The sequence below is a fragment of the Bacillus sp. FG16 genome (assembly GCF_057809515.1).
This window is the reverse complement of the sequence record NZ_JBMDKC010000197.1, coordinates 1-3428: the sequence shown is the minus strand read 5'-3', so window position 1 is coordinate 3428 and position 3428 is coordinate 1. Positions and strand designations below refer to the sequence as shown.

The following is a 3428-nucleotide window of genomic DNA, read 5'->3' as shown; positions in this document are numbered from 1 at the left end:
AGAGAATTTCTCTATTGAATCTAGAGTCTTTCCCTTCTTGAAGTTGTTTCTTTTTCGTGTTTTCGAATAGGAAACATGTATTTGGTATGCCTTGTTTCCTAACTAAGCTGAGTAGTTACTATTGGTGTTAGGTTGCATAGTGGGTGTAGGGGTATTCTGTTTATATGTAACACAGGTTGTAACAGATTCGTTGTTTCTGTTACACTGCGCAGTGATTGCGATTCCATTTGTATGGCTAGGTAGTATGGAACGCAAAAGTAAAGAACAAGGAATTAAGATAGGTATTTTATATTAGAAAAGGGGAAGCGAAGATGTTGTTATTTCACGAAGATATTGAAATTGGAATTATAAAATTTATTGGCGAAAGAGAAGTCACTTTTCAAGTTGGTAATCAAGAGGTTACCATCTCATTAACAGAAGAGGAAGAACAAGAACTATTCAATTATATTGAGCTTCCACAAAATGATTTACTCATTCCCATCAACATGAGAACTCGTACAATATGTGTTCCAACTGATTTAGAAACATGGAATGAAGAAACGATGGATGAATTAATAGAAGCTTCATCAAAGGGAGCAGAAAACAATGAGTAAAAAGCGTTCCCCTGTTTCATTTGAAGAGAAAAAACAAAAGGTAGAAGCGCTGACGAAAAAGATGGAAAAAAGTATAGAAGGTTACTTTCGTTCGCCAGGAGATTTAAAAGAGTATTTATCATTTATGGCAAAGTTTTATCGCTATTCACCATCTAACATTGCATTAATACAGAGTCAATTTGAGGGATCCAAAGCCGTGGGTTCCTTTTCTTTTTGGAAAGAAAAAGGATTTTCAGTCAATAAAGGTGAGAAAGGAATACAGATCCTTGTTCCGAACCGGACGACAGCAAAGTTCAAAGATAAAACTGGAACTTGGAAGCCAGTTGTGAAAGCAAGTGAGGAAGAGAAAAAACAGATTGAATCTAAAAATGTAGAAGTCAAGCCAGGTCGTTTATATTTCTCCGTCGGATATGTGTTTGATGTATCTCAGACGAACGCAAAAGCTGAAGATCTACCTCGTATCTTTCCAAACCGTTGGCTAGAAGGAAGCGTAGGAGATTACAAGAGTTTGTACAAAGGAATGGAGGCTATTGCTGAAAAAAACGGTGTGAAAATTATTGAACCGAAGCAAGAACTTGGGGTCGCAAAGGGGGTGAGCTACACCTTAACGAAAGAGGTTGCCTTGAATCCGAGGAATAGTGAATTACAAAATGTAAAAACGCTTCTTCATGAATTAGCCTATGCCAAACTTCATACAGCAGAAACACACATGAATTACTCAGCACCTGAAAAAGAGTTTCAAGCAGAGATGACAGCTTATACGGTTTCTTCTTATTTCGGAATTGATACAAGCGAGTATTCGTTAGGTTATTTAGCGAACTGGACGCAAGGCAAAGAGCTGAAAGATAAATCTAAGTTATTAAAAGAAGTACATGAAACTTCTACTGAATTTATTGAAACGATTGAAAACACTTTGGAAAAAGAGAAAGAACAAATACATGAGAAAGAGGTGGAAAGTATGGGGGATATAAAGGATATGGATCAATCTAGTACATTAGAAAGTTTAAAAGAAACACCCGCTCATTTGGTAACGATTGAGGTCTTGGATAAAGATATACAAGATGAGGAAGTGGCAAGAATACACATGATGGATGCAGTCACAAACGATATAAGTTATTTGTCAGTATGGAATGCAGATAAATCGAATCGTGAAGATTTATATGTTTCGTTAATGGAGAAGTACGGTGAACGAGAAAATGTATCCTTGGATGAAATTTTAAGACCAGATGTATATGAAAAAGTCCAAGATTCTATTTTTGATGGTAAAGGTAATCAATCATTTGTTGTAAATCAAAAGGATGCACAAATGAGCTTAGATGAACTTGTAAAAGATGAAAGATATGGCGTTTTAATCGATAAGGCAGAGAAGCAAAAGAATCCAGCGTTTAGTGAAAAAGAAGTGGAATTATATAAAGACATGAAAAAAGAAGGATATGCACCAATTGGCTCTCTTGAACGAAAATTAGATCCACTTCCACACACAGCTACACATGTTACGGCTTCTATGGAAAAAGAATTAATTGGAAAATATGAAGCTTTTAAGCAAGCGCAATCTCATGAAACAGTAAACGATATCGATAGTATTATCCATCGTGTACAAATGGAAGAACGTTATTTTGCGACGAAACATGTAGCAATTGATAATGAACTCATCACACAAGAGTCTGTCACACAATTAGAACATAAAGTGCAAGAAAAGTTGAATAAAGAAGGAGTTACGGCTACAAAACAAACCGCATCTAAAGTAGTTGATCGAGAAAAACAATTTGAACCATTCTCGAATTTTACGCAGTTCCAAAATGTTGCAAAGAAAAAGAAACAGGAAGTGGAATTGGAACGATAATCAATTTGCTTTCACAACTAAATGAAGAAAAATAGTCATCACTTATCCTTTTAAAACGGAAAGTGATTTTTTATTTTAAGGAGGAAGGTAAAAATGAGTATACAAGAACAAGTCAAACAAGAAGATGTAAAACATGTACTATATGAATATGCGATGAGTACGGCTGGAAAGGAAAAAGGGCGGTTTCTAAAAGAGAATATGCATGAGGTGGAAAGAGGTGTTGAACCAGGTATGACGCGATTGTCTTTCCCTTCTATTACAAGTGAGATGAACTGGGGACAAGGGGATGTAACAGTTGATATTCATCATGATAGTGGAATCGTAAAAGTATATGAACAAGATATAGATGGTGAGAACTGGTCGAAATCTTCTCTTCAATTAAAGGGGGAAAAGGCATTTTCTGATGTAATAAAAGAGCAAACAGAAAAGCAAAAAGAAACACATCAAATCGTAAAAAATATACCGAAAGAATTAGAAACTCGCTACCGATCATTTGTAGAAGCTAAAAGACAAGAGGATGAATACAATACAGACAGTATGATGAGAGTGATGCGTACAGAAGACAAATATACGACATTACGGAAAACCGCAATTGAACAAGGGATAATTGCTGAAACGTCCATTCAAAGGATGGAATATAATATAGAACAGTCTTTTGAGCCTTTAGAACAATTACAGAAAAAAGATAAGGTAATGGCACTAAAAGAAAATCCGAAAGATTCCTATAAAGAGTCATTTAAGGAACAAGTACTAGAAGAGATTGCTCCTTCTCAGGGGGAGGAACAATATAAAGAACAGTATAAGGCTGAAGTATTGGAAATACTGGGGGTTGATAAAGAAAAGTCATCTGATTCCAAAGAACGGATATCAAAAGAAGAGAAAAAGGAAGCTCGCCCAGGGAAACAAGAGGAAACGTATTCCAAGAGTCGGGAAGAACTGATGCTAGTCTAAATGATAGACACATCGAACAGAGAGTTTATACTAAAAACAAA

4 protein-coding genes are annotated in these 3428 nt (G+C 35.7%); all 4 read left to right on the top strand.

The genetic code is table 11. The annotated features are described in order from the left end of the window. The first annotated feature begins 139 nt into the window (after positions 1 to 139). The 4 genes from ACODS7_RS31385 to ACODS7_RS31370 all read left to right on the top strand — a co-directional run bounded on the left by ACODS7_RS31385 (position 140) and on the right by ACODS7_RS31370 (position 3387). Positions 140 to 295, top strand: a complete 156-nt coding sequence (locus ACODS7_RS31385; RefSeq protein WP_488828475.1) for a hypothetical protein — start codon at positions 140 to 142, stop codon at positions 293 to 295. Between the two features lie 16 nt (positions 296 to 311). Next, positions 312 to 593, top strand: a complete 282-nt coding sequence (locus ACODS7_RS31380) for a hypothetical protein (protein WP_488828473.1) — start codon at positions 312 to 314, stop codon at positions 591 to 593. Further along, on the top strand, positions 586 to 2436 hold the full coding sequence (locus ACODS7_RS31375; protein ID WP_488828471.1) for an ArdC-like ssDNA-binding domain-containing protein: 1851 nt from the start codon (positions 586 to 588) through the stop codon (positions 2434 to 2436). The genes ACODS7_RS31380 and ACODS7_RS31375 overlap by 8 nt, the downstream gene beginning before the upstream one ends. Positions 2437 to 2529: 93 nt before the next feature. Then, positions 2530 to 3387, top strand: a complete 858-nt coding sequence (locus ACODS7_RS31370; protein ID WP_488828469.1) for a hypothetical protein — start codon at positions 2530 to 2532, stop codon at positions 3385 to 3387. The last annotated feature ends 41 nt before the right edge of the window (positions 3388 to 3428 follow it).